Source organism: Williamwhitmania taraxaci, from assembly GCF_900096565.1.
In the GTDB taxonomy this organism is placed as follows: Bacteria; Bacteroidota; Bacteroidia; order Bacteroidales; family Williamwhitmaniaceae; genus Williamwhitmania; species Williamwhitmania taraxaci.
Window position 1 is genome coordinate 1 of record NZ_FMYP01000002.1, and the last position, 25,303, is coordinate 25,303.

Sequence of the window (25,303 nt, forward strand, 5' to 3'; positions counted from 1 at the left end):
GATTTCAAATAGAATTCCTCTACCGAGATGCCAAGCAGTTCACCGGGCTTACCACCTGTCAGGCTAGGAGCAAGAATAAGCTCGATTTCCACTTTAACGCGGCTCTAACAGCGGTAAATATCGCCAAGCAAGACTGGCTCTCAAACAAGGATAACCTCCAAAAAACGTTCTCAATGGCTAATTACAAAACTCTATATAACAACGCGTTGCTACTGGAACGATTTATGTGTATGTTTGCAATAAACCCAAACACCGCAAAAAATAAAAAAATCGTCAATGATTTGTTGGATTACGGTAAAATTGCGGCATAAATCTTACCGAACTATTGTTATTGGAGAGCCTGAGTAGAAATATTTCCACTTTCAATAGTAGGGATGTAGTAACATTTGTAGGCTTTCCCACTGCTTAATCTAGACTAATTATTTATAAACGATTGGTAAAACGAATGATTGTAATATTCTTGTTACGATTGAGAAACAATCCTATATTGCCTAAGTGATAATTTGATTATGATATCGCTTGTTGTGTCAATAGTAATATAAGGTAATTCTGCATGAAAAGACTTCTCTCTTTCTTTTTACCTCCAGGACAATGGCACTTCATAGTTGTTATTCTCCTTGGGATATTTTTTGGTCTTGGTGCATTCTCTTTCTACCTGTCAAAGGCTCATAGTTATTTAGGCGATAATCCGGAAACCTGTATCAATTGCCATATAATGGCACCGCAGTATTCCACATGGAGTCACAGCGCTCATCGCAACTACGCTACCTGCAACGATTGTCATGTCCCCCACAATAATGTATTTAATATGTATTACTTTAAGGCTAAGGACGGAATGCGCCATGCAACCCTATTTACCTTAAGGGCCGAACCTCAGGTTATTCAGATTAAAGATGCGGGTAAGTGGGCCGTACAGTCGAACTGTATCCGCTGCCACGAGAAGCTATTTGCCGATGCCACCACTACAAGTGTAAATCCAATGATTGAAGAGGTTCGAAAGGGTCGCTTATGCTGGGAGTGTCACCGGGATACACCCCATGGACGCGTAAATGGACTCTCTTCCACGCCCAATGCACGAGTGCCGCTACCTCAAAGTCCTGTGCCATCTTGGTTGAAGAAGATGATACAACAGGAAAAAACCAACAAGAAATAGAACCCTATAAACCCTATTCATATGAAGACCATTAGCGATAAGATTAAAGAAAAACCATGGCTCGGATGGGCTCTCTTTTTAGGAACGGCGGGTGTCGTTTTCTTATTGGGCATGTTGGCCTCCTCCATTATCGAAAGACGTGCGGAAGCGGTTTTTGCTTATACTCCTATGGTTGAGTATCCTCAAAATGAGCCAAGGAATGAGGTTTGGGGCCAGAACTTCCCACGGGAGTATAATACCTATCTAAAAACCAGCGATACAACCTTCAAAAGTAAGTTTAACGGTTCTGGAAAGACCGATATGCTTGAGGCTTATCCGGAACTAGTTGTTCTTTGGGCTGGTTATCCTTTCTCAAAGGAGTATAATCAACCCCGCGGTCACTTTTATGCCATTACCGACGTTCGGAATATACTTCGTACTGGTGCGCCAAAAGACGATCACGATGGACCCATGCCGGGTACTTGCTGGACTTGCAAAAGCCCCGATGTTCCCCGTATGATGGCTGAGATAGGACCTACCGAGTTTTATAAAATGAAGTGGGGCGCATTGGGGCCACAAATCGTTAACCCAATAGGATGCGGCGATTGTCACGATGCTAAGAATATGAATCTGATTATTACTCGGCCAGCATTGATTGAAGCCTTCGCTCGTCAAGGGAAAGATATTACAAAAGCAACACATCAAGAGATGCGATCGTTGGTTTGCGCACAGTGCCATGTGGAATACTACTTTAAGGGCGAAGGTAAGTATCTAACCTTTCCTTGGGATAAGGGAACTTCCATGGAATCGATGGAGGCGTATTACGATTCTACTAAATTCTCCGACTGGACGCATTCCCTTAGCCGTACACCTATGATAAAGGCTCAGCACCCCGATTACGAATTATACTTAACCGGAGTTCACCACGATAGAGGTGTATCCTGTGCCGATTGCCACATGCCGTATGTAAATGAGGGCGGCGTAAAGTTTACCAGTCACCACGCTACCAGCCCCCTTCAAAATGTGGCTAACACTTGCCAGGTTTGTCACCGTGAAGAAACCCAAAAGTTGGTGGCGAATGTTTACGAGCGTCAAGCAAAAGTGGCCGAAAACAGAGTGACCCTTGAGAAAATTCTTGCTCGAACCCACTTCGAAGCTAAAACTGCTTGGGATAAAGGTGCAACAGAAAAAGAGATGGCACCTGTTCTCCAACTAATTCGTGCTGCACAATGGCGGTGGGATTTTGTGGCGGCTAGCCATGGCGGATCATTCCATGCACCGTTAGAAACAGCACGCATTATAGGTCACGGAATTGAAAAAGCTCAGGATGCCCGCATTGCACTGGCTCGTGTATTGGCTGTGCACGGTGTCTTGATTGAACCTACAATGCCCGATATATCAACCAAGGCAAAGGCCCAGGAGGTTATTGGCCTCGATATGAAGTCGCTTCGAAAAGAAAAACAAGGCTTTTTGAAGGAAGTTGTACCAGGTTGGGTGCAAAAGGCAAAAGAACGAGAGTCTACCTATACGGTTAAAAATATGTAGTTGATTCATTTCAACGTTGAACGGCCGTGTCTTTGTTGGACGCGGCCGTTTTTTTTCAAATCAATATATAAATGGGATTAAGCGCCAACTACGCTTTTTATAAATTTCATACTCACTAAACTGCTTCTCAAGCAATCGCTCCTCAACCGAAATCTTGGCGAGTATTACTATTGCTAGGGCCACCATTCCTACCGCCTTTATCATCGACGGGCCATCAAGGGTGATGGGGACAGTAAAAAGGAATACCGCTAAATACATTGGATTTCTGATGATTTTAAATGGCCCAGCCGTTATGAGTTTACTCCCGTTTCGTGGGGTAGGATATGCCGAGAATTGATTCAACCCAACTGCAAAAATGGCTATGATTCCAAGCACCATACCCGAAACTTGTAGGATTAATAGCAGATAACTTCGATGGGCAACTATTGGTCCAAGTAGGAGTAATACTGCAATCAATCCAAACTGCAAAAAGGTTAAGCCTTTGGTCGCGAGAAAAGTGCCAAGGTTGTTCATTTGACGTTAAATATAACCAAGAGTTACGGCTAAAAATCCTGCTCCATTTATTATTGCGTGAATAGCTATGGAAACTTTTACGTTGTTGGTCTTCTGGTAGGCAAAGGTGGTAATAAATAGGGTAGGAAGAAGAATTATAATGAGATTAAGTCCAAAGGGAATATGGAACACCAACCATATAATACCATTGTAAAACCAAGTATGTTTGCCGAATACTTTGATCTGTTTGGGGAAGATATAGCCCCTCCAAAAAAACTCCTCGCCTACAATGTTTAAAAAAAACATAGGCAGCCAAGCCAGCAGTATCCAACGGTTGTCGGAGTTTATCTTTGGTATCTCCAAAAATGGAGGTTGTGTTGATATATTCGGGAATATACCTTTTAAAAGGACGGTGATGAATCCCGTCAGAATCAGGATAAGGATCACCCCAAGTCCTATCCACAACCAATCCTCACTCTTTAGTGTTTTGAACCGGATTCGGCTCAAAAACGATTGCCACGTGAGGTGCTTTTGCTCTAATCTAACAAGTATAATGGTGGCGAGAAGCATTGGAAGGAAAACAATAACGCTTGAGGCAATAAACCAAGAAATTATGGGTTCGAGCATGAACGTTTTCGTAATCCACGGAATTGCGATACTGGTGGTACCAAAAAGTGCCGCCAACGTTATTCCTGCAATAATGATGGATGAACCAAGACCTAAGGGGCGAATTTCCTGATGCTGCTTTGCTTTCATATACTTGGGAGATATTATGTTTGCATTATATTTTCATCATTACGGTTGAACTATCCCAATACTCTAATGCTTCAAAACAAATTCTGACCTAAGACGCAATTAAGGTAGTATAAATTGATCAATGATTTCAAACTCCCATGATATAACTCGTCAAAAATCAAATAAAAACAAATGCGAGGCCGTTGGTTGTTCCAAAGCCTCGCATCGGTTTGTGTCGGGAGTATTTATTTGAATTTCTTATGCCTCTGCATAGTGGTAGTTGGGTTGCTCAATGGCAACCTTTCCATCAAAAAGGTGGATGATTCGGTGGGCGTTTTGCGCATCGGAAGGGGAACGGGTTAGCATTACCATAGTTGTTCCCTACTTGATCCGCTCCATAACTTCTTTTCCATTGAACCTGTCTTGCTGTTTGGCTAATGGGTTGAAAAGCAAAAGAGGACAAGCATTGCTGCTTATCCTCTAGTGACCCCGACAGGATTAGTTCGCGAAAAGCTCATGATCCTGTCTTGCTGTTTGGCTAATGGGTTGAAAAGCAAAAGAGGACAAGCATTGCTGCTTATCCTCTAGTGACCCCGACAGGATTCAAACCTGTAACCTTCTGATCCGTAGTCAAATGCTCTATTCAGTTAAGCTACGGGGCCGTTGTTATTGAGAGTGCAAATATAGCTCAATTTTTTTAATCACCTACTGCTTGTGTGTCTAAATACGGCCTTTCTATCCGTTTTATTGGTAGTGTTTTGGTTTTATCTACACAATGGGCTCCTTGTTCCCAAGTTTAATCACAGTTCAGGATTAGATCTTGGTAGCGACTGTGTTGTTCTGATCGCTTTTAACCGATTAATGGCCTCAGGTTTGATTGACTCTGTCTTCGAAACTCTGTAAAAGCAAAAGAGGACAAGCATTACTGCTTATCCTCTAGTGACCCCGACAGGATTCAAACCTGTAACCTTCTGATCCGTAGTCAAATGCTCTATTCAGTTAAGCTACGGGGCCTTGATTATTTCGGGTGCAAATATAGGGATAATTCCTTCAATTATCCAAATATTGCTGAGAAAAAACGATGGGAATGCCAATAATATTTACAATTGACTGAATTTTAGACCAGTTTTTTTGTTTGCCGATTCGGGTTGTATTTACATTACTTAGGACCGGAGGGTAATGGATAAAAAAAAATCCCGGTTACCCGGGATTTTCTTTATTCTACTTTCATTCTCTTTTCCTTGATTCTAGCTTTCTTACCAGTGAGTTTTCTAATGTAGAAAATTCTAGCACGACGAACACGACCAGCCTTGTTTAACTCGATCTTGTCGATAAAGGGAGAGTTGATAGGGATAATTCGCTCTACACCGATTCCATTAGATATTTTTCTAATGGTAAATGTTTGGGTCTTACCAGCACCTTTTCTTTGGATAACCACACCACGGAAACTTTGAACACGTTCTTTGTTTCCCTCTTTGATTTTGTAATCAACGGTAATGGTATCGCCACTCTTGAAATTTGGGTATTCTTTCTGACCCACATTCTCAAATGCTGCTTCCGCAATTTTAATTAATTCTTCCATTGCATTGTTAGTTTGGTAAGCGTTAGTGGAATATTACAGACACCTTAGTTCTGGTAAGAGATTCCATTTCGAGCCGCAAATGTAGCGCTTTTTGCTTTAAATGCAAATGCATTTAGGTGATAATTTATCTTTTGTTGGGTGTAAATAAAGAAGGCGGTTTATCACCGCCTTCTTTATTTTTAATCTAGTGTGCAGCACCAATAACTTTTTTCTCGTTACCGGTATCTTCCACAATCTTTTTCTTCCACCATTCAGGCAGCGCAGGCTGGTTTGGGGAAACCATCATTCCATAGCCATTATCCATAAACTTGCCATCCTTTTCCTTCTTAACATTACCATCCATATACTTTACAAGGAGGTAGTTGCTAAGTTCTTCCCACCGTTTTACTGTTGAATTTCCAGTGTTAACGCTGTAGTCTGTTAGAAACTCGACAGCCAATTTTGGGTCGGTATCATAAAGCATTTTGGCTCCATTGTCGATAGCGGCGGTTAGTGCCAGATACTTAGATTCTAGGTCGGATTGAACTTTTGCAACGTCGGTGTGCATGGCATCGTAGCGAAGGTAAGCAAAGTTCGAAACCCTGTTAAATATCCAGTGTGCGGACGTTGGGCTATAGGTCATCATGTCGCCATTACCAACAGCAAATGCTTCGGGAACGCGTGTCATGCTGCAATACATTGGGGAATATACTGTAGAAGCTGCATCGTCAACCCCAAACCAAAGAATACCACCAATTTCGCGTGGTAACCAGCTGCGCATTTGAGCTACATAGCTCCAACCGGTTTGTTGGGTTGCAGTGGCTCTTTCATGGCAGTAGTTCTGGCCATTATAGCTCCATGTCATTGGTCTCCAACGGTAAGGAAGGTGGTGTGGACCAGCTCCTATGTCGGCCGACATATCCAACTCCGTTCCTTCAAGATGGTCGCGCATGAATGTCATTACATCGTGAACGGAAATTTTTCTGTCTGGTTTAACATACAGAGGCATACGGTTCTGTAGGTTTTCGCCCTTCACATAATCAAGGTATTGCTGCATGTCGGGGTTAATTTCTTTGAACATTGACCATACACGTATCTCGCAGAAGCGAGCAGCACTAAAATCAACCGGAGCATAGGTGTCGGAGAAGCTGAAATCTTTGTCTTCGCCAGTAAAGTATTTTTTCTCACGAGCAAAGGTGATTACGTCGGCTGCATAAACAATTTCGATTCCTGGTTCATTGATCTTATCCATATTCTTAGAAGAAATGGATGTTTTCATATTCTCGAGGGTGAATTGACGAATACGCGCTTGGTTGGCATGGCCCGAAACATAACCATCTGGAATGCGAACTGCAACCCAAACTGCTCCTCTATTTGTATTTGATGCAATTTTGGTTTTTTTGTTCGTTACCATGTTCGTTCCTTTGCCAATCATCTCAAGTATCCAAACTTCATTTGGGTCAGCAATTGAGAATGATTCTCCTTCGGAGGCATATCCATACTCAGCAATAAGTTCTGCCATTACTTTAATTGCCTCACGAGCAGTTTTCGAACGTTCTAGAGCGATATAGATAAGGCTGCCATAGTCAATAATTGCAGTAGTATCTACAAGTTCTTCTCTACCTCCATAAGTAGTCTCACCAATGGTTACTTGGTACTCGTTCATGTTGCCCACACCACTGTAGGTTTGTGCTACCTGAGCAATTTTACCAAGGGGCTTACCTGTATCCCATTCGGTGATGAGCCTAAAGGTTCCTGCTGAATAGGTCCTAGCCGGCCGGAAGTAAAGTTCACCATATAGTACGTGCGAGTCGGCTGAATAGGAAATTATGGTGGAACCATCCTTCGAGGCCCCCTTTGTGATTAAAAAGTTGGTGCAAGCCATCGTTGAACTTGCCTGAAGTAATAACCCTAGCAGGGCTACACTTGTGGCTTTGATGATTGTTTTTCTCATGGTATAGGGTTAGATGTTAATTTATTAGATTGAAAAATAGTGTAAGAGTGATTTTGTTTACTGCTTTAATTTGTCTGCTATTTGACCGTTTATTTGTTCGGTGGTTTAGCTACGGTTTAATTTACATCCTTTTGAAACTACCCCTGCAATACTGTTGCTGCTTGCACCCGTAACAGATGCAAGACTACCCTCAATTCCTTCGAAGAATAGGATACCAAGAAAAGCAAAAATCAGGGCTTCCTTAAAGTCTATCGTGCTCTCATCGGGTAGCGTTAATGGTATACTGGATTTGGATTTCAATAGGGAGATTAAATACCCGTTTTTAGCCCCTCCTCCTGTAATAAGAGCATTGTGAGCGCCAGTAGTCTTAAAAGCATTTACGGTTTGATCGGCAATATGGTCGTAAATGGTATGTATTCGATCTTCTGTTGAATAATTGAGATACTTATTGATGATTGGTTTGAACGAACTTAAATACCACTCTCTTCCTAGCGATTTTGGCCCTGTTGTTGAGTAATAATCCAACTCGTTAAGATCTTGTAGCAAGTTGGGAATTAAAGACCCATTTCTGCCTAGTTCTCCATTCTTATCGTAGCATTGGCCAACTTCTCCAGCCAAATCGTTGAGAGCCATATTTACAACGGTGGTATCAAAGGCAATTCTATTCTCACCTGATTGGAAGGAGATATTACCAAAACCACCAAGATTTAGGCAAATATCATAGGCTGGAAATAGCAGTCGATCCCCAATAGGAACCAGCGGCGCGCCTTGTCCTCCAAGTAAGACATCCCCCGAGCGGAAATCCCATACCGTGTCGATCCCTGTCGCGTTTGCAATGGCGCTACCATGTCCCAACTGAAAGGTAAAGCCGTTATGCGGTTGATGAAAAATCGTATGACCGTGGGATGCTATCAACGTAGGTCGATGGTTATTCTGGCTCAAGAAATTATCACAAAGGGTGCCTAGATATTGCCCATATTCACTATGAAGTTGTAATAATTCAATGGAGGGAAGCTGGTTGGCTTCCCTCAGTTTTTTCTCCCATGCAGTGGAATAAGGGAACGTTTCTGCCTTCTCAATGGAATAGTTCCATTGATCATCGATAAGGGAAAAGTGGCAAAGTGCCAAATCGACTCCGTCGAGCGAGGTGCCAGACATTAGACCGAGAGCAACGAATTCCTTTTGCATAAACTATTTAAGCTGCATGTTAACAATGAGGTCGGTGACCGCTTCGTTGGCAACTCCCATCAAGTTGTTTCTTTCTTCATACGGTTCTTCGTTTACTAATCCGTTTAAGAGAGTTGCATCGGTTGGAAGCGCCTCGATAGCACTCCCAATTCCTTGAAACTTATCAATTGGAATAATACCCTTATTATTGAATATGGTCATCAGAATAGAAATCGATGGTCTGAATATGTTCAATGCTTCCAGCTCCTCATTTTTGCTGGTTTTGTTTTTCCTGGAAGAGTTGCCGCTACTACTTTGATCTCCTGAAGATATTGTGATTTCTATTTTATAGTAAAGACGAGAAGTACCAACTCGAATCACCCTACTTATGTTATCCGATGGAAATCCAAAATTATCGTAACTGATAGCATTTTGAAAACTTTCGATAGGTAGAAAGACTAATCCGATTTCCTTCTCAAGTCTTTCTTTCAGTAGATAATAAATTTGGTTACGGAGCTTTCTTTCAATTGGATCTACCTTGGGATTCGCTTCAAAGAGGGAGAGATGCTTGTTGAGGACCTCTCGCACGGGTTGATCAAGGGAAAGCGTATAAGAAAAAAGGGCTATCTGCTTATTGTTATATTTTGGAGTCTTAGGTGCTGCATGGGTTACCATTACAGACGTAAGGCAAACAATTAATGCTAAAAATATTTTATTCATATTGGTAGTAATTTATGTTTGGCTAAAATACCATATTTATAGTAACCTCTAACTTCTTGCAAAGATTTTTACCAGATAAAGTTGGTTATAACTTCAGAAACATTGCCAGTGTTGTCGTTACAAACAACTCGAATAATATGTGAAATCCCAGGCTGGACTCGATTTGATCTAAGTTTGTACCGTAAAGTTTTCTCTTTTGGTTCATAATCAATAGCAGCCCATTCGTTATCGATATATGCTTGGAAACCGGCAATTCCTGATCCCAAGTCGTCGATTTCAAAAAACAGATATTTTTGATCGGAGACTACTTCTCCGTCAACAAAGTTTTTGGTTTTGATCAGGGGAGGGGTGGTATCTCTAGCAACCGCAAACGTACCAAACTCACGCGTATCTGCTACAATAGTGGAGTCGTTTATCGCATTCCCAATAAACGCAATCCCTTTTGCTCCTTGGAGTCTTGCTAAGTAGATCCTATCCATTGTATTAACCCCCATTGCTCCAAGGTTAACCTCAATCTTTATGGCTTTTTGTAGGGGAATGGTGTTTGGTCCGATTGAAAATGATCTGCTTATGGCTTGTAATCCTATTAAATCGGAATCTCTTATTTCCACAACGCTTGGGCCATAAAGCGCTTTGGCTGGTATAGTAACCTTTACGCCTCTATGGTGTAGTTGTGATTGTGCTGTTGGAAGTGCAATCGTCATCCGGTCTGGGTTGCTGATTGAGGGAAGCAAACTTGCTGTTGTTCTTTTTGATGCTAAAGAAAATCGAAGAAAGGTCTCGTTGCCGTTATGATCCATTGTATTGATTTCAAACAGTGTTTTTTTATTTGTATCCACTGCAACGGTGCCGTTGTTGACGTTTTTCTCATAGATCGAAAGAGGGCAATTGGATTCGGAAAAAAGTTTCACAATTTCCCCAAATTTCTCTTTTTTTGCTGCATAATCGATAAAGGCATTTGCGAATCGGGTTTCAGTATAGCTAAACTCGTTGATAATATAGGCAAAGTGCTCTATTCCATTAATTCGTAATGTTGTAGCAGCAATTGCAAAGGTGCCCCTCTGATCGTTAATTCTATCCTCGGCCATTATTCCAAACGCAATGTTTTTAGGTAGCGCATTAATTCCATCGGTATTTACAGAATAGACGCCAGCCTTTTCTTTGTGAACTTTGAGCGCACTAAACCGCCTATAGAAGTAAGAGCCGTCAATTTCTACTACATCATAAATTATAAGTTTACTTATTTCAGGTGCAATATTGTCTGGTAGGGAATATAAACCGCTGGCAATAGGATCGATTGGATTTTGTGTTTTCGTCCTTCTGATTTCGTAGTGGAGGTGAGGTCCTGTTGATCCTCCTGTATTTCCGGAATAGGCAATGGTATCTCCTTTCTTTACACAAAGACGTTCATTATCAGGAAATTCTTCCAAGTCATTCTTTTGGGAGATGTATCGGCAATCTTCGATGAATTTTTCTACCACAGGAGCAAATCTCTCCAAGTGTCCATAAACAGTAGAATATCCGTTTCGATGGTCGAGGTAAAGGGCGTTTCCGTATCCTGTATACCCAACTTTAATTCTTGTTATCCATCCGTCGTAGGGCGCAATAACAACCATCCCAGTATCGCGGTTGGTTCGAAAATCAATGCCCGAGTGAAAGTGGTTGTTTCTTGGTTCTCCAAAAACTGCCGAAATACTGCTGCTTTGTGGAAGTGGATTTCCAAATCCTTCATTTTTATTTTGGGCTTGTAGGGGTGAGTTAAGGGAAAATGCTATGCAAAAAGTAGTGCAGAAAAATATTTTCGATTTCATTGTGAATTATAGAATGAGTTCAGATTCAGATTATATTGATCGGTAATTAGCAAATACCTCAAAAAAAATGTTACTTTGGCGGAACAAGTATAATTTTTTTTTTGATTATTTGAAGAACCTGTGCTAACTTTGTGTAGTTAATATTAACTGATCCCATGAACGAAACTGGCGATGTAGTTGTTACTCGATTAAGAGAAAAGTTATCAACATTGCTTGATGCCTTTGAGCAGTTGCAAGCCTCAAACAATGAATTCTTACAAGAAAAAGAACAACTCACAGAGCAGTTACGTAAAAAGGATGAGATCATAGAGCAGTTGGAACGAAAAACGGAAACATTGATGGTGGCAAAAACATTTGCTTCCGGTAGTGATGATGCTCATGATGCGAAGTTGAAGATTAACCGAATTGTGCGGGAAATTGACAAGTGTATTGCCCTTTTAAATCGATAGCCCGAAGGACGAATGGAAGATAAACTATCTATAAAGGTAAACGTAGCCGAGCGTTATTATCCGCTAAAGATCGACAGATCGGATGAGGAGAAAATTCGAAGAGCGGCTAAGATGATTAACGATAGGGTTTTGCAGTATAAGCAGCGATACACCGACAAGGATACTCAAGATTTTTTGGCGATGGCATCGTTACAGTTTGTGATTCGAATGCTTGACCGGGAAGAGAAAATGGATGTAAATCCTGTTTTGGAAGGTTTGTCGGATTTGGAGAGGGATTTGGATGATTTTATTGAGCGTAAAATAGGTTCTTTTAAATAGCATTGCCCGCATAGTTTCCTATAATTGTGGCGAAACTCAACATTTTTGCTTTTGGAGTTAAGCTCATACTTTCGAAACCAGGCCTAGTACCAACTTCGGTTGGGATTCCCTCCGGGGGACGTTGGAAGGTTGAGATTATTTGGCAGCTCCACCCATTTTTTTTGGGGTTTCTAATACATTAGGGGACTTTGCGGGCATTTTTTGTTTAACAATATATAAACGTGTTTATGGTATATACGATAATAGCGGCAGGCATAGCCTTATTGGGAGGGATTATAGTCTCTTACTTGCTGTTCAGCTTTGTGCTCCGCAAGAAGCGGCAATCAATAATTAGGGCAGCCGAAACAGAAGCAGAGGTTATTCGAAAAGAGAAAATACTTCAGGCAAAGGATAAGTTTTTACAACTAAAATCGGAGAGCGAGAAGGTCTTTAATGAGAAAAACAACCGGATGGTTCAGTTCGAAATGCGGTTGAAACAAAAGGAAACGGCCCTCTCTCAAAAACAAGAGGAGTATCAGCGCACTAAAAAGGAAGTTGATGCCATCCGTAGTAACCTCACTGGTCAAATTGAGATCGTTGAGAAGCGTACCGAGGAACTCGATCGTTTGCATAGATTGCAGGTAGAGAAACTTGAAACGCTATCTGGTATTTCTGTCGATGAGGCTAAAAATCAATTGATTGAGAATTTAAAGGCTGAAGCCAAAACTGCCGCCATGTCCTACATCAACGAAACAATGGATGAGGCAAAGATGACGGCCAACAAGGAAGCAAAACGCATTGTGGTGCAAACCATTCAGCGCGTTGCTACTGAGTCGGCAATTGAGAACTCGGTTACTGTATTCCACATTGAATCGGATGAGATTAAAGGTAGAATCATTGGTCGGGAAGGTCGCAATATTCGGGCTCTAGAAGCGGCTACTGGTGTTGAAATTATTGTGGATGATACCCCAGAGGCAATTATCCTTTCTGCTTTCGATCCTGTTCGTCGCGAGATTGCTCGTCTTGCCCTTCACCAGTTGGTTACCGATGGTAGAATCCATCCTGCCCGTATCGAAGAGGTTGTGGCAAAGGTACAAAAGCAAATAGAGGAGGAGATTGTTGAGGTAGGAAAACGTACCACCATCGATCTCGGTATTCACGGTCTCCATCCTGAGATAATCAGGCTAATTGGAAAAATGAAGTATCGTTCCTCATACGGTCAAAACTTACTACAGCACTCCCGTGAGGTAGCAAACCTCTGTTCTATAATGGCTTCGGAGTTAGGGCTTAATGCCAAGCTCGCTAAGCGCGCAGGTCTGTTGCATGATATTGGTAAAGTGCCTGACGATGAACCAGAATTGCCACATGCAATTCTTGGTATGAAGTTGGCCGAGAAGTATAAGGAGAAGCCTGAAATCTGCAATGCCATTGGTTCGCACCATGACGAAGTTGAGATGACTACCTTGCTTGCCCCTCTAGTGCAAGTATGTGATGCCATATCAGGTGCTCGCCCAGGTGCTCGCCGCGAGGTAGTAGAAAGCTATATCAAGCGTTTGAAGGAGATGGAAGATCTTGCTCTTTCTTACCCTGGTGTGCTGAAAACATTTGCTATTCAGGCAGGTAGAGAACTTCGTGTTATTGTTGGTAGCGAAAAGGTTACCGATCAAGAAGCCGAGAAACTTTCCTACGACATCGCTCAAAAGATTCAGGACGAGATGACCTATCCCGGTCAGGTGAAAATTACTGTAATTCGGGAAACTCGTGCAATTAGTTTTGCAAAGTAACAGAGCAATAATACCATTAAAAAGCTGCCTTATGGCAGCTTTTTTTGTAGGTAGTAACTTGTATTGGTTTTGTTTGTCACCTTTCTTCATCACTTTATTTATGGTGGCATTCGATTTTACAAAAGGTTTTCCCCTAACTTTATGACAAATGTCTTAGGTACTCTGTGTAAAATTTGTAATTTCGTAGGCTAAAATAGACTCTTCGGCATGGAAAATATAGTAATGTGCGATCTTAAGGGTCAATACCTTAAGATTAAGAGTGAAATTGATTCTGGAATTCAAGAGGTTATTGATACTACTGCGTTTATAAAGGGCGAAGCGGTAACCCATTTTCAGCAGGAGCTGGGCACCTACCTAAATAGCAAGCACGTAATTGCCTGCGGCAACGGAACCGATGCGCTTCAAATAGCCCTCATGGCCCTTGGTCTTAAGCCGGGTGATGAGGTTATCACGCCCGATTTTACTTTTATTGCCACCGTGGAGGTGGTTGCTCTTATGGGGCTGACTCCTGTATTGGTCGATGTGGAAGCCAACTCCTACAACATGGATACTGTTGCGCTGGAGCGAGCCATTACCTCTAAAACAAAGGCGATTATACCGGTTCACCTGTTTGGGCAGTGCGCCAATATGGAGGAGATTATGCGCATTGCCACCAAGCACAACCTATTTGTTATCGAGGATGTGGCACAGGCACTGGGCACCGACTATACCTTTTCTGATGGAAGAACGGTCAAGGCCGGAACCATTGGGCACATTGGTTCTACTTCCTTTTTTCCCTCAAAGAATTTGGGCTGTTACGGCGACGGTGGAGCCCTCTTCACCAACGACGATGCGCTGGCCGAGGAAATCCGCTCCATTTCGAACCACGGCATGAAGGTGCGCTACCACCACGACCGCATAGGTATGAACTCGCGGCTCGATACCATTCAGGCGGCTATCCTACGGGTAAAACTCAAGCACCTCGACGCTTATAATCAGGCGAGAATCGATGCAGCCGATCGTTACGAACAGCTGTTTGGTGGTTGTGCACAAATTAAAACTCCGAGCCGCGCAACTTTCTCCACCCATATTTTTCACCAGTACACGCTTCTGTTGCTGCAGGGCGATAGGACCGAACTGATAAAATATTTATCTTCCAAGGGTATTCCTGCTATGGTTTACTACCCGGTTCCGCTCCATAGCCAGGTTGCTTTTGCAGAGTACCAAAAGAGCGCCCGAAATAGGGATTTTCCCGTTACAGATCTGCTCTGTGGAAGTGTTTTTTCGCTGCCCATGCATACAGAGTTAACCGCTGAAGTTCAGGAGTATATTGCGGCAACAATTATCAGTTACTTTGAATAGAATAAGTATTGGAGTGCCGAATTGTTAAAAGAATGGTTGTAACCGTTACGCTTTACAACTGTTGCGTTAGGCCTTCAAACTAAAACAAAGATTATTGCAATGGAAAAGGAGTATATCGCCCACGAAACGGCCGTAATCGACCCAGGGTGTATTATTGGAAAGGGCACTCGGGTATGGCATTTTAGCCATATTATGGCTGGGTGTATCATTGGCGATGGGTGCAATATCGGCCAAAATGTGGTGATTTCGCCTGAAGTAATACTGGGGAAAAATGTAAAGGTTCAAAATAACGTATCTATATACACGGGTGTCATTTGTGAGGACGATGTGTTTTTGGGCCCCTCTATGGTATTTACCAACGTTATAAATCCTCGAAGTGCTGTAAACCGCAGGGATCAGTATCTGAAGACCATCGTTGGGCAGGGTGTGTCCATTGGTGCAAACGCTACCATTGTGTGCGGCCACAACATTGGCAAGTATGCCTTTATTGGTGCCGGTGCCGTGGTGACGAAAGAGGTCAAGCCATACGCCTTGGTGGTGGGAAACCCAGCGCGGCAAACCGGCTGGATGAGCGAGTTTGGACACAAGCTGGTGTTTAACGCCCAAGGGGAGGCCACTTGCCCCGAAAGCAGTGATCGATATATTTTAAAAGACGGTTTTGTTGAAAAAATTGCATAGTAATGACTGAAAAAAAAGTATTGAATTTTGGACTAATTGGTGCCTCTGGATATATCGCATCGCGCCATCTGAAGGCAATTAAAGATACCGGGAATAATCTCGTTGCTGCGCTCGACAAGTTCGATAGCGTAGGAATTATGGATAGTTTTTTTCCAAAATCGGATTTCTTTGTGGAGTTTGAGCGGTTCGATCGTCACTTCGACAAGTTGAAGCGCCAGGGTACAAAGATCGACTATGTGAGTATCTGCACGCCAAACTATTTGCACGACTCCCATATCCGCTTTGCGCTGCGCCAGGGTGCCGACGCCATCTGCGAAAAGCCGCTGGTGCTTAACCCTTGGAATGTGGACGCCCTTGAGGAGATTGAGAAGGAGACGGGCCGTAAGGTGAACACCATACTGCAGCTTCGCCTGCACCCAGCAATTATTGCGCTTCGGGAAGAGGTGGCCAAGGCCCCTGCAGATAAGGTGTTCGATGTAGATCTTTCCTACATTACGAGTCGAGGTAACTGGTATTTCGTTTCGTGGAAGGGCGATATTCAAAAATCAGGCGGCGTGGCCACCAACATTGGCATTCACTTTTTCGACATGCTCAGCTGGGTTTTTGGTGAACCACAGGAGAGCGTTGTTCACCTGTCGGAGCCAGAGCGTGCTGCCGGATTTTTACGTTTAAAAAAGGCGCGGGTTCGTTGGTTCTTGAGCGTTGACTATAACGATATACCAGAGGCTGTCAAGCTTAAAGGGCAGCGCACCTTCCGCTCTATTACCATGGAGGGAAAGGAGATCGAGTTCTCTGAAGGGTTTACTGATCTGCATACCGAGAGTTACCGCAATATTATTGCCGGAATGGGGTTTGGCCTAGCCGATGCAAGGACTTCGATTCAAATGGCCTACAACATACGCAACTTTAAGCCTGCTGGCTTAACTGGCGATTATCATCCCTTTTGCAAAAAGTAAAACCTCCATAACACTATAGAGCATGATTTATCAAGATCTCGTTTCTAAAAAGGAAAAACTAGCCGTAATAGGCTTAGGTTATGTAGGGCTACCTATTGCCCTCGAGTTTGCTCGCAAGATTTCGGTTGTTGGTTTTGATATTAGGCCAGACCGAGTGGACCTCATGAAAAAGGGAATTGATCCCAGCAAGGAGTTGGAATCGGAAGCGTTTAAGGGATGCGATATCCTATTAACATGTAGCACTGAGGATTTGCGCCAAGCGAAATTTTATGTGGTAGCAGTTCCTACTCCAATCGATGAGCATAACCTTCCCGATTTAACGCCGGTTTTAGCCGCTACGCGTACCGTTGCAAAAGTGCTAAAGAAAGGTGATTACGTTGTTTATGAGTCAACGGTATACCCCGGCTGCACAGAGGAGGATTGTGTGCCGATTTTGGAGGAGCTATCGGGGTTGAAGTATATGGTCGATTTCAAGGTGGGGTTCTCACCCGAGCGCATAAACCCAGGCGACAAAGAGCACACCCTAGTGAAAATAAAAAAAGTTACCTCGGGCTGCGATGCCGAATCAGCCGAGGAGATAGCCAAAACCTACGAGATGATTATTCAGGCAGGGGTGCACCGCGCCAGCAGCATTAAGGTGGCCGAAGCAGCTAAGATTATTGAGAATACCCAGCGCGACATCAACATCGCGTTTATGAACGAGCTCTCCATTATCTTCAACAGGATGGGGATAAATACCTATGAGGTGCTGGAGGCAGCCGGAACCAAGTGGAACTTTCTAAAGTTCTTCCCCGGATTGGTTGGGGGACATTGTATCGGAGTCGATCCATACTATCTTGTTTACAAGGCAAAGCAGCTGGGATACCACCCTCAAATAATAAGCGCAGGACGGTTTACCAACGACTCCATGGGCGGCTACGTGGCCAAGCAAACGGTAAAGAAGATGATTGCTGCAGATAAGAATCCCAAGGATGCACGGGTGCTAATCATGGGCTTTACCTTTAAGGAAAATGTAAGCGATATTCGCAACTCCAAGGTGATTGATATTTACAAGGAACTCCATTCATTTGGCGTACTTAATGTGGACGTAATCGATGCCTTTGCCGATGCTCACGAGGTGCATGAGGAGTATGGGATAACCATGGCCACTGAACCCACTGGCCTTTACGATGCTATTCTGGTTGCCGTTAGCCATCAGCAGTATGTTGGCCTTACCGAGGAGTGGTTCAAGAGGTATGCTGCCAAGGGTTGCGTATTTGTGGACGTGAAGGGGATTTTCAAGAGTAAGGTGAACTCGTTTACTTACTGGAGCCTATAATTTGGCGATGTTTTAATTACGCTGAGTTGCACTGAGTTTTTACAGTGCAACTCAGTGTGAATTATTTTCGCACGTTGGAAATTATAGAATCTCAATTTGCTCAAATATCCTATTTTTGTTTTTAATGCAGTTTTATAGGCAATACTTGTAATATTTTGCGCGATTTTAAAAATAGCACCTATTTTCTTCACAAAGAGACGCAACTATTATAGTTTATTCCAATTTGTAATATGCTTTGTTTTTTTCAAATCCAAGAATAATCAGTTGGAATCCTTACCTTGAGTTATTTGTCCTACGATCCTTCTTGATAAACAATTGAAAATACTTGACGAATCCTCATTTTGGTTGATTTTGTTTGCCAATTGGCGATAAATATCTACTTTTGATCTCCCAATTTTAGTAGTCGGTCTCGCCAATGTGACTGAGGAGGCGAAGCTGTGTAAGGGCCATTCTAGTTAGGATATTTCCTTTTCTGTTCTCCGGCAATTATCTACTAAAGTTTCCCACATAGGAAAACCTTGATATACAGCCTATAAAAAACACAAAAAGTAGTGGAAAACTAGCTGTAAATAAGTATATTTGAATTAGTTACAAACAAAAAGACTAATTACAAATAGTTCCACTACTTATGTCCTCAAATGTAGCCAAAGTAAGCGAATTAGAAAGCGTTCTCTGCAACGACGATAAAACAAGCGAGGGCGTCCTCCACTTCGTTACGGCCTTTACGACAAGCCGCTTTTTGCGCCCCTTTGATTCCGTAAAGGGCAAAGGGGTAAGCGTTACCCAGCTGCTGGTATCCCTGATTACCTTTCGGCTCCACGGTTCCAGCATCGCGCGCATGCAGCAGCCCGGTAGGAGCGCGTGCCCGGCCATCGACGACAACACCTTTTACCGGCTGATGAACAACCCGCTGATGCGCTGGAGAGGGTTATTGATGGGGTTGGCCAAGCAGTTTGCCGCCCACGTTCAGGCGAAAGGTGACGGTAACCCGAGCGTTCGCTGCTTTGTGCTGGACGACACGGATTTAGAGAAAACCGGAAAAACCATTGAGCGGGTTGGCCGCATATTCAACCACGTCACGAAGCGATACCCCTTTGGTTTCAAGCTGCTGCTGCTGGCGCTATGGGATGGAAAAAGCCTTGTATCCCTTGATTTTTCGCTGCACTGCGAAAGGGGAGGTACGGGCAAGCAAGGGTTAACGGTAAAGGAAAAAAGGGCACAGTTCAGCAAGGTGCGGAAGGCCGGAACGCCCTCCGCTCAGCGGTATACAGAGCTGGATCAAGAGAAGCACCACAACGCGGTGGCCATGCTCCGACGGGCTGTAAAAAACGGGGTTACGGCCAGCTACGTGCTCATGGACAGCTGGTTTGTTAACGACTACACCATCAAAGCCATTCGGGCCATCAAGGGCAGAGCGCTGCACGTGCTGGGCATGTGTAAGGTGGATAACCGCAAGTATACGGTTGACGGTAGGGCGATGAACGCGCACCAGCTCGTCGCAAAGTTCGACCGCAAGCGGGCCAAGCACTCCCGAAAATACCGCACGCGCTACATTGCAATTACGGCAGACTATAAGGGCGAAAAGGTTCGGCTTTTCCTCATGCAATACAACCACGCGAGCCGATGGACGATTCTGTTAACGAGTGACTTGTCCCTATCCTTTGTGCAGGCCATTGAGCTCTATCAGATCCGGTGGACCATCGAGGTCTTGTTCAAGGAGTGCAAGCAGTACCTGCGGTTGGGCTGCTCCCAGAATACCGATTTCGATGGACAAGTTGCCGATGCCACCCTCGCCTTGGTCACGCATACGATACTAACCCTGCAAAAACGTTTTGGCGCCTACGAAACCCTAGGCGATCTCTTCCGGGAAACGCAGCAACACCTGCTGGAGCTGACGCTCTGGGAGCGGTTGATCACGGTATTCCTGAAAATGGTGATGCAGCTGGTTGAGCTGCTGAACGTGGATATAGAGGAGCTCATAGAAAAGTTGCTGCAAGATAGCCAAGCAAGCCGAAAGCTGCTGGCCTTGCTCTCGTTTTTACGGGACGATTGGGATAAGTGCGAAGAAACATACAAATCGAACATTTAACCTGCATACTGCTGTAAATGTATCGTTTACATCCATTTCAGCCTTATTCAATCAATGAAATATGTAGCCTGTTTATGGGCTCTCTGGATGTGGGAAACTTTAGTTATCTATTGTCACTTTTTTGTTACTTGTAACTATTTTATCACTTTAAAAATAAGCATATGTCCTTCCAATCACTCACCAATAAACATATCCTCGTTACCGGCGGTGCCGGCTTCATCGGTTCCAACCTATGTGAATCCTTGCTTGGTGATGGAAACCATGTTGTTTGTTTAGATAACTTTTCTACCGGTAAGCGGGAGAATCTCTCTTCATTTATAAGTAATCCAAACTTTACCCTAATTGAAGGGGATATTCGCAACTACGACGATTGCTTAAAGGCTGTGAATGGGGTTGATGTTGTATTTCATGAAGCAGCGCTGGGAAGCGTTCCCCGTTCCATTAAAGACCCTATTACCACCACCGACGTTAATGTGGGTGGCTTTGTTCGAATGCTTTTTGCCGCCAAGGAGTCGGGTATCAAACGATTTGTTTATGCAGCCAGTTCCTCTACCTATGGCGACCACCCCGGCCTTCCAAAAGTGGAGGATCAAATAGGAAAGCCTCTTTCGCCCTATGCCATTACCAAATATGCCGATGAGCTCTATGCCGACAACTTCTCCAAGTTGTATGGCATTGAAACCATTGGGTTAAGATATTTCAACGTTTTTGGACGCCGACAAGATCCTGAAGGTGCCTATGCAGCTGTAATTCCCAAGTTTGTGAAGCAGCTGCTTAATCACGAACAACCCGTAATTAATGGGGATGGAAACCATTCCCGCGATTTTACTTTTATCGACAACGTGGTGCTGGCTAACCAGCTGGCCGCCGCTACTGTTAATCCCGATGCCATAAACCAGGTTTATAACGTGGCCTGCGGCGAGAAAAACACTCTGAATCAGCTTATTGCTAACCTTAAGGAGTTTTTGGGAGAGTATGATGAAGAAATTCATACCATTTTCCCCATATATGGCAACGAGCGCGAAGGGGATGTGCGCCATTCGCTGGCTAGCATAGAGAAAGCCCAACGGCTTTTGGGATACACCCCGTTATGCCTCTTTAAGGAGGGGTTACAACGCTCGGCCGAATGGTACTACCAATCGCTTAAAACCCAATAAACAACCATAAACCAGTAGATTATGAAAGGTATCGTTTTAGCAGGAGGGGCAGGCACACGCCTTTTCCCAATTACCAAAGGAGTTTCGAAGCAAATGCTCCCCATTTACGATAAACCCATGATTTACTATCCGCTATCGGTGCTTCTGCTGGCTGGGATAAGGGAGGTATTAATCATCTCAACTCCTGACGACCTGCCCGGATTTAAGCGCTTGCTGGGCGATGGTTCCGATTGTGGTGTTTCCCTGACCTATGCAGAGCAGCCTAGCCCCGACGGATTGGCTCAAGCGTTTATTATTGGTGAGAAGTTTATAGGCTCCGATAGCGTTTGCCTCGTGTTGGGCGATAATATATTCCATGGGCACGGCTTTACTGGTCTGCTCGAAAGTGCAAAGGATAATGTGGAAAAGCACGGAAAGGCCACTGTTTTCGGCTACTGGGTGAACAATCCCGAGCGCTATGGCGTTGCCGAGTTCGATGCCAACGGTAGGGTTACCAGCATTGAGGAGAAGCCTCTGCAGCCTAAATCGAACTATGCGGTGGTGGGGCTCTACTTCTATACCAACGATGTGGTTCAGGTGGCCAAGAACATTAAACCTTCGGCCAGGGGCGAGCTGGAGATTACCACGGTAAACCAGGAGTATTTAAAGCAAAATCGCCTAAGTGTTGAGCTGATGGGGCGTGGATTTACCTGGCTCGATACCGGAACGCATGAGTCGTTGGCTGAAGCCAGCAACTATGTAGCAACCATCGAGCACCGCCAAGGCCTCAAAATTGCTTGTTTAGAGGAGATTGCCTATAGTAAGGGTTGGATATCCGCAGAGCGCCTTTTGGAGCTGGCAAAACCCATGATTAAGAACCAGTATGGACAGTACTTGGTTGGTTTAGTGGAGAAGAAATAGGTGGTGGTTAGATTTTTAGGATGTTCCAATCTGAGTATCGCTGAACTATTATGGCAACTCCCGTCTTCAGTCTTCAGTCTTCAGTCTTCAGTCTTCAGTCTTCAGTCTTCAGTCTACAGTCTTCAGTCTTCAGTCTTCAGTCTTCAGTCTACAGTCTTCAGTCTTCAGTCTTCAGTCTTCAGTCTTCAGTCTTCAGTCTTCGGACTTCGGACTCCCGACTTCGGACTCCCGACTCCCGACTTCGTACTTCAGTCTTCGGACTCCCGACTTCGGACTTCGGTCTTCGGTCTTCAGTCTTCGGACTTCGGTCTTTTCTCCTCAAATCTTACATTTAGCATAGCATGAACGTTATAGAAACTTCCATTCCTGAGGTTAAGATTATTGAACCAAAGGTTTTTGGCGATAGCCGTGGTTGCTTTTTCGAATCGCATTCACATAAAAATTTTATTGAAAAGGTGTGCAATACCACCTTTGTTCAGGATAACGAGTCCCATTCACAGTTTGGTGTGCTACGCGGTATGCACTACCAGCTGGCTCCCTATACCCAATCGAAGCTCGTTAGGGTTGTGCAGGGTAAGGTCTTAGACGTGGCAGTGGATATGCGTACGGGTTCGCCAACATTCGGGAAGTATGTGGCCGTAGAACTTTCGGCTGAAAATAAGCGGCAACTATTTGTTCCACGCGGTTTTGCGCATGGCTTTCTTACCCTTTCAGAGGAGGCTACTTTTCTTTATAAGTGCGATGCCTATTTTGTTCCCAATCATGAGGGAGCATTTAAGTGGGACGATCCTACGGTTAATATTCAATGGCCAATTGATTTGAGTAGGGTAATTCTATCGGAGAAGGATAAAACTCTACCTACATTTGAAGAGGCTATTGCATTTAGTTATGCCGATAGTTTATACTAGAAAATTTGTGCATAAACCAAAAAATACCGACTATGTCAAAAAATATTCTTGTAACCGGTGGTGCCGGATTTATTGGTTCACACGTAGTTCGACTTTTTGTAAATAAGTATCCAAATACCAATATAATCAACCTTGATAAGTTGACCTATGCCGGTAACCTGGAAAACCTGACCGACATTGAGAATGCCCCAAACTATAAGTTCGTTAAGGCCGATATTTGCGATTACCCGCAGATGCTAAAACTTTTTGCGGAGCATAGCATCGACGGGGTAATACACCTTGCGGCTGAATCGCACGTGGATAGATCCATTACCGATCCGTTCTCCTTTGCCCAAACCAACATTATGGGAACCCTTTCGCTGTTGCAAGCAGCCAAGGAGACATGGAAGGGCAACATGGAGGGTAACCTGTTTTACCACGTTTCAACCGACGAGGTTTACGGATCGTTGGAGCATGAAGGCTTCTTCTTTGAAACAACCCCCTACGATCCCCAATCGCCCTATTCTGCCTCAAAGGCCGGTAGCGATCATTTTGTAAGGGCTTATGGCAACACATTTAAGCTGCCCGTGGTAATTACGAACTGCTCCAACAACTACGGACCAAACCAGTTCCCTGAAAAGCTTATCCCTCTATTTATTCATAATATCCGCAACAACAAACCTTTGCCTGTTTACGGAAAGGGCGAAAATGTGCGCGATTGGCTCTACGTAATTGACCATGCTCGTGCCATTGATACCGTATTCCATAACGGCAAGGTTGGGGAAACCTACAATATTGGCGGATTCAACGAGTGGAAGAACATCGACATTATTAAGGCTGTTTGCACCATAATGGATCGTAAGTTGGGGCGTGAAGCGGGAACCTCCGAGAAGCTAATTACCTACGTTACCGATAGGGCAGGCCATGATTTGCGCTATGCCATCGATGCCAACAAGGTAATGCATGAGCTGGGCTGGGAACCCTCACTACAATTTGAGGAAGGCATTGAACTCACCATCGATTGGTATTTGCAAAATGAGGCATGGCTCAACCGGCTAACCAGTGGCGACTATCAGAAGTATTATGAGGGGATGTATGCGAAGAGGTAGTCTTCTTATTCAACTTGTTTCCGATCCGATCATATATCTTATTGTTGAAGACTAAGCGAATTTGATGATTTAATTTGGATTCTAATATTTTTACTAAATGGCAAAGACTGCATTAATAACAGGAATAACTGGTCAAGACGGAGCTTATCTTGCAGAATATCTATTAAATAAAGGATATATTGTTCATGGGGTGAAGAGACGAAGTTCTCTTATAAACACTGGTAGGATAGATCATATTTATAAAGATCCATTATTGGAGCATACTAACATGTATCTTCATCATGGAGATCTTACCGATTCGCCCAATTTAATTCGTCTTATAGAGGAGACGAATCCTGATGAAATATATAATTTGGCTGCAATGAGCCATGTTCATGTTAGTTTTGAAATTGCTGAGTACACTGGGAATGCTGACGGACTTGGTACTTTGCGGTTACTTGAGGCAATACGTTTGCTTAAGAAAACGGATAAAACTCGAATATACCAAGCTTCTACTAGCGAATTGTATGGTAAGGTACAGGCTATTCCACAGAATGAGAATACTCCATTTTATCCTCGAAGCCCGTATGCTGTTGCAAAAATGTATGCTTATTGGATAACAGTAAATTATCGAGAAGCTTATGGTATGTTTGCATGTAACGGCATCCTTTTTAACCATGAAAGCCCAATACGGGGAGAAACTTTTGTTACCCGCAAAATTACCCGAGCAGTTGCTCAAATAGGTTTAGGCATGCAAAGCAAATTAATGTTAGGAAATCTTTCAGCAAAACGTGATTGGGGTCATGCCAAAGATTATGTGGATGCGATGTGGAGGATACTTCAATACCATGAACCTCAGGATTTTGTTATTGCGACGGGTGTTACCACTGAGGTTAGAGAGTTTGTTAGAATGGCTTTTAATGAGTTAGGTGTTGAAGTTGAATTTGTAGGGGAAGGTGTTAACGAGAAAGGATTAGTAAAATGTTGTAATAATAGTGAATACCAATTGCCGTATGGGGCAGAAGTTGTTGCTGTTGATCCGTTCTATTTTAGACCAACTGAAGTTGATTTACTATTAGGTGATGCAACTAAGGCAGAACTACTTTTGGGCTGGAAAGCAGTTCATACTGTTCGTGATATAGCAAAGGAGATGGTTGCTTCAGATCTCCATTATTTTAAAGGGCAGAAGTTGTTACTTGATAATGGATATAAAACCCAAAAATATTGGTAATATTATTGACT

General features: G+C 43.6%; 23 protein-coding genes, 2 tRNA genes and 1 pseudogene. 16 read left to right on the forward strand and 10 right to left on the reverse strand.

The features are described 5' to 3' along the window. The 3 genes and pseudogenes from BLS65_RS18145 to nrfA all read left to right on the forward strand — a co-directional run. A pseudogene (locus tag BLS65_RS18145) lies at nucleotides 1–311 on the forward strand (transposase); the annotation flags it as partial. 242 nt (nucleotides 312–553) lie between these two features. Next, nucleotides 554–1,153: a cytochrome c nitrite reductase small subunit gene (gene nrfH / locus BLS65_RS00740; RefSeq protein ID WP_092434251.1), complete on the forward strand. Its 600-nt coding sequence runs from the start codon at nucleotides 554–556 to the stop codon at nucleotides 1,151–1,153. Between the two features lie 21 nt (nucleotides 1,154–1,174). Then, a complete protein-coding gene (nrfA, locus tag BLS65_RS00745; RefSeq protein ID WP_092434254.1) occupies nucleotides 1,175–2,677 on the forward strand; it encodes an ammonia-forming cytochrome c nitrite reductase in 1,503 nt (500 codons plus the stop codon). Between the two features lie 60 nt (nucleotides 2,678–2,737). Here nrfA and BLS65_RS00750 read toward each other — a convergent pair whose 3' ends face one another. The 9 genes from BLS65_RS00750 to BLS65_RS00790 all read right to left on the reverse strand — a co-directional run bounded on the left by BLS65_RS00750 (nucleotide 2,738) and on the right by BLS65_RS00790 (nucleotide 11,117). Beyond that, nucleotides 2,738–3,190 (reverse strand): methyltransferase family protein, encoded by a 453-nt coding sequence (locus tag BLS65_RS00750; protein ID WP_092434256.1) that lies wholly within the window; start codon nucleotides 3,188–3,190, stop codon nucleotides 2,738–2,740. A 6-nt stretch (nucleotides 3,191–3,196) separates the two neighbouring features. After that, nucleotides 3,197–3,925 (reverse strand): CPBP family intramembrane glutamic endopeptidase, encoded by a 729-nt coding sequence (locus BLS65_RS00755; RefSeq protein ID WP_092434259.1) that lies wholly within the window; start codon nucleotides 3,923–3,925, stop codon nucleotides 3,197–3,199. A 567-nt stretch (nucleotides 3,926–4,492) separates the two neighbouring features. Further along, a tRNA-Arg gene (locus BLS65_RS00760) sits at nucleotides 4,493–4,566 on the reverse strand. Between the two features lie 278 nt (nucleotides 4,567–4,844). Beyond that, nucleotides 4,845–4,918: transfer RNA gene (locus BLS65_RS00765), tRNA-Arg, on the reverse strand. Between the two features lie 202 nt (nucleotides 4,919–5,120). Beyond that, on the reverse strand, nucleotides 5,121–5,486 hold the full coding sequence (gene rplS, locus BLS65_RS00770) for a 50S ribosomal protein L19 (protein WP_092434262.1): 366 nt from the start codon (nucleotides 5,484–5,486) through the stop codon (nucleotides 5,121–5,123). Between the two features lie 184 nt (nucleotides 5,487–5,670). Continuing rightward, nucleotides 5,671–7,419, reverse strand: a complete 1,749-nt coding sequence (locus tag BLS65_RS00775) for a dipeptidase (protein ID WP_092434265.1) — start codon at nucleotides 7,417–7,419, stop codon at nucleotides 5,671–5,673. A 105-nt stretch (nucleotides 7,420–7,524) separates the two neighbouring features. After that, entirely contained in the window at nucleotides 7,525–8,607 is a 1,083-nt protein-coding gene (locus BLS65_RS00780; RefSeq protein ID WP_092434268.1) for an anhydro-N-acetylmuramic acid kinase, read from the reverse strand. Nucleotides 8,608–8,610: 3 nt separating this feature from the next. Continuing rightward, nucleotides 8,611–9,306 (reverse strand): hypothetical protein, encoded by a 696-nt coding sequence (locus tag BLS65_RS00785; RefSeq protein WP_125869716.1) that lies wholly within the window; start codon nucleotides 9,304–9,306, stop codon nucleotides 8,611–8,613. 68 nt (nucleotides 9,307–9,374) lie between these two features. Beyond that, nucleotides 9,375–11,117, reverse strand: a complete 1,743-nt coding sequence (locus tag BLS65_RS00790; protein WP_092434274.1) for a M23 family metallopeptidase — start codon at nucleotides 11,115–11,117, stop codon at nucleotides 9,375–9,377. A 155-nt stretch (nucleotides 11,118–11,272) separates the two neighbouring features. Here BLS65_RS00790 and BLS65_RS00795 point away from each other — a divergent pair, with 155 nt between their 5' ends. The 7 genes from BLS65_RS00795 to BLS65_RS00825 all read left to right on the forward strand — a co-directional run bounded on the left by BLS65_RS00795 (nucleotide 11,273) and on the right by BLS65_RS00825 (nucleotide 17,940). Continuing rightward, entirely contained in the window at nucleotides 11,273–11,566 is a 294-nt protein-coding gene (locus BLS65_RS00795; protein ID WP_092434278.1) for a hypothetical protein, read from the forward strand. A 12-nt stretch (nucleotides 11,567–11,578) separates the two neighbouring features. Further along, complete coding sequence (locus BLS65_RS00800; protein WP_092434282.1) at nucleotides 11,579–11,884, forward strand: cell division protein ZapA; 306 nt, start codon at nucleotides 11,579–11,581, stop codon at nucleotides 11,882–11,884. 227 nt (nucleotides 11,885–12,111) lie between these two features. Continuing rightward, a complete protein-coding gene (gene rny, locus BLS65_RS00805) occupies nucleotides 12,112–13,647 on the forward strand; it encodes a ribonuclease Y (RefSeq protein WP_092434285.1) in 1,536 nt (511 codons plus the stop codon). Between the two features lie 207 nt (nucleotides 13,648–13,854). Next, nucleotides 13,855–14,988, forward strand: a complete 1,134-nt coding sequence (locus BLS65_RS00810) for a DegT/DnrJ/EryC1/StrS family aminotransferase (RefSeq protein ID WP_092434289.1) — start codon at nucleotides 13,855–13,857, stop codon at nucleotides 14,986–14,988. Nucleotides 14,989–15,087: 99 nt separating this feature from the next. Next, nucleotides 15,088–15,666 carry an acyltransferase gene (locus BLS65_RS00815; protein ID WP_092434292.1) on the forward strand — a complete coding sequence of 193 codons (579 nt, stop codon included), beginning with the start codon at nucleotides 15,088–15,090 and terminating at the stop codon, nucleotides 15,664–15,666. 2 nt (nucleotides 15,667–15,668) lie between these two features. Continuing rightward, entirely contained in the window at nucleotides 15,669–16,622 is a 954-nt protein-coding gene (locus BLS65_RS00820; RefSeq protein ID WP_092434295.1) for a Gfo/Idh/MocA family oxidoreductase, read from the forward strand. A 25-nt stretch (nucleotides 16,623–16,647) separates the two neighbouring features. Next, nucleotides 16,648–17,940, forward strand: coding sequence for a nucleotide sugar dehydrogenase (locus tag BLS65_RS00825; protein WP_092434531.1), 1,293 nt, complete (start codon nucleotides 16,648–16,650; stop codon nucleotides 17,938–17,940). Between the two features lie 603 nt (nucleotides 17,941–18,543). On the opposite strand, the gene BLS65_RS18150 is transcribed toward BLS65_RS00825, so the two are convergent. Beyond that, nucleotides 18,544–18,780 carry a hypothetical protein gene (locus tag BLS65_RS18150; protein ID WP_170829952.1) on the reverse strand — a complete coding sequence of 79 codons (237 nt, stop codon included), beginning with the start codon at nucleotides 18,778–18,780 and terminating at the stop codon, nucleotides 18,544–18,546. On the opposite strand from BLS65_RS18150, the gene BLS65_RS00830 reads away from it, so the two are divergent. The 6 genes from BLS65_RS00830 to gmd all read left to right on the forward strand — a co-directional run bounded on the left by BLS65_RS00830 (nucleotide 18,680) and on the right by gmd (nucleotide 25,292). Further along, on the forward strand, nucleotides 18,680–20,029 hold the full coding sequence (locus tag BLS65_RS00830; RefSeq protein ID WP_449441469.1) for an IS4 family transposase: 1,350 nt from the start codon (nucleotides 18,680–18,682) through the stop codon (nucleotides 20,027–20,029). The two genes, BLS65_RS18150 and BLS65_RS00830, sit on opposite strands and share 101 nt — an antisense overlap. A gap of 161 nt (nucleotides 20,030–20,190) precedes the next feature. After that, complete coding sequence (locus BLS65_RS00835; protein WP_092434300.1) at nucleotides 20,191–21,186, forward strand: SDR family oxidoreductase; 996 nt, start codon at nucleotides 20,191–20,193, stop codon at nucleotides 21,184–21,186. Nucleotides 21,187–21,207: 21 nt separating this feature from the next. Next, entirely contained in the window at nucleotides 21,208–22,086 is an 879-nt protein-coding gene (gene rfbA / locus BLS65_RS00840; RefSeq protein WP_092434303.1) for a glucose-1-phosphate thymidylyltransferase RfbA, read from the forward strand. A 341-nt stretch (nucleotides 22,087–22,427) separates the two neighbouring features. Then, a complete protein-coding gene (gene rfbC / locus BLS65_RS00845; protein WP_092434306.1) occupies nucleotides 22,428–22,994 on the forward strand; it encodes a dTDP-4-dehydrorhamnose 3,5-epimerase in 567 nt (188 codons plus the stop codon). A gap of 32 nt (nucleotides 22,995–23,026) precedes the next feature. Continuing rightward, nucleotides 23,027–24,082: a dTDP-glucose 4,6-dehydratase gene (gene rfbB, locus BLS65_RS00850; RefSeq protein ID WP_092434309.1), complete on the forward strand. Its 1,056-nt coding sequence runs from the start codon at nucleotides 23,027–23,029 to the stop codon at nucleotides 24,080–24,082. A 97-nt stretch (nucleotides 24,083–24,179) separates the two neighbouring features. Next, entirely contained in the window at nucleotides 24,180–25,292 is a 1,113-nt protein-coding gene (gene gmd / locus BLS65_RS00855) for a GDP-mannose 4,6-dehydratase (protein ID WP_092434312.1), read from the forward strand. Nucleotides 25,293–25,303: the final 11 nt, after the last annotated feature.